The following is a 1,587-nucleotide window of genomic DNA, read 5'->3' as shown; positions in this document are numbered from 1 at the left end:
GCGGCAGTCCATGCAGTCCGGGGTCATGGATTGCGTCACTGCGTTCGCAATGACGGGCAATTGCGCAATAACGATCTCCTTTCACCGCATCCGATAACCCATGGCCACCAAATCCACCATATTCAAGGCCAACCTGCAAATTGCAGACATTGATCACGGCTACTACGCTGACCATGCCCTGACGCTGGCGCGCCACCCCAGCGAAACCGATGAACGCATGATGGTGCGGCTGTGCGCGCTGGCCTGGCAGGCGCACCAGCTGCAAAGCGTTTGCGGCGGCGACGCCACGCTGGCCTTTGGCGCGGGCTTGAGCGACCCCGATGAGCCCGACGTGCTGTTGCGCGACTTCACCGGACGCACGCGCCTGTGGATCGAGGTCGGCCAACCCGAGGACAAACCGCTGCTCAAAGCCTGCGGCAAGGCCGATGCCGTGGCGCTGTATTGCTATGGCCAGGCCGCCGAGGTGTGGTGGCGCGGCATGGAAAGCAAGCTCGCACGCGCAAAAAACCTTCGGGTCTGGCGCATCCCCACCGCTGCGGCCCAGGCACTCATTCCCATGGCGCAGCGCAGCATGACGCTGCAGGCCACCCTCCAGGAGGGCGTGCTGATGCTGGGCGACGGCAGCCACAACGTCAATATTGAGCCGCTAAGCTGGAAGTAGTTGTCTGGTGTCAACTTGGTGAAATGTCGTTGCTATAACATGTCCGACGTTCTTTCACTACTCTCGTAAATACCATGTCCGCACGTCTTTCCAACAAAATTTCCATCATCACCGGCGCCGCTCAAGGCATTGGTCTGGCCACCGCGCTCAAATTTGCCCAGGAAGGCGCCACTGTTATCGTGTGCGACGTCAAGCAGGCCGGCATTGACGAGGCCGTGGCCCAGTGCCGTGCCCTGGGCGCTACGGCTGAAGGCTTTGTCATGGACGTGACCCAGCGCCCCATGGTCGATGCCGTGGTGGCCCAGGTCAAGGCCAAATTCGGCCGAATCGACGTGCTGGTCAACAACGCCGGCATCACCCAGGATGCGCGTCTGCAAAAAATGACCACCGAACAGTTCGACAAGGTCATCGACGTCAACCTGCGCGGCGTATTCCACTGCTCACAAGCGGTGGCTGACGGCATGGTGGCGCAGGGCAGCGGCGTGATTCTGAACGCCAGCTCGGTGGTCGGCCTGTATGGCAACTTCGGCCAGACCAACTACGCCGCCACCAAGTTCGGCGTAATCGGCTTTACCAAGACCTGGAGCCGCGAGCTCGGCCCCAAGGGTGTGCGCACCAATGCTGTGGCTCCCGGCTTCATCACCACTCCGATGGTGGCGGCCATGCCCGAAAAAGTGCTGCAGGACCTCGGTGCCAAGGTCGCTCTGCGCCGCTTGGGCAAGCCCGAGGAAATTGCCAACGTCTATGCCTTTTTGGCCAGCGACGAGGCCAGCTACATCAATGGCGAAGTGATCGAAGTCTCGGGCGGCATTTCGCTCTAACTTGCAAGAATCCAGAGCGACGCCCCAAATGATGAAAGCGTACCGTCATCGCGAGCCATCCGTACCCTGCCCGATACCGCACACGGACCTTGAACAGAGACTTCG

2 protein-coding genes are annotated in these 1,587 nt (G+C 60.9%); both read left to right on the top strand.

Translation table 11 applies throughout. The features are described 5' to 3' along the window. Positions 1–100 precede the first annotated feature (100 nt). Positions 101–661, top strand: a complete 561-nt coding sequence (locus tag IBX54_RS15060) for a YaeQ family protein (protein ID WP_296543462.1) — start codon at positions 101–103, stop codon at positions 659–661. A gap of 74 nt (positions 662–735) precedes the next feature. Continuing rightward, positions 736–1,482: a 3-oxoacyl-ACP reductase FabG gene (fabG, locus tag IBX54_RS15055; protein ID WP_296543461.1), complete on the top strand. Its 747-nt coding sequence runs from the start codon at positions 736–738 to the stop codon at positions 1,480–1,482. The last annotated feature ends 105 nt before the right edge of the window (positions 1,483–1,587 follow it).

The organism is Rhodoferax sp. (assembly GCF_014859475.1).
Classification (GTDB): domain Bacteria; phylum Pseudomonadota; class Gammaproteobacteria; order Burkholderiales; family Burkholderiaceae_C; genus Rhodoferax.
The sequence above is the reverse complement of the archived record's forward strand: the minus strand, read 5'-3'. Positions and strand labels throughout refer to the sequence as shown.

What these genes read in the sequence shown, in the direction of transcription:
- IBX54_RS15060 (WP_296543462.1), top strand. Translation starts at nt 101, where the DNA reads ATGGCCACCAAATCCACCATATTCAAGGCCAACCTGCAAATTGCAGAC.
- fabG (WP_296543461.1), top strand. Translation starts at nt 736, where the DNA reads ATGTCCGCACGTCTTTCCAACAAAATTTCCATCATCACCGGCGCCGCT.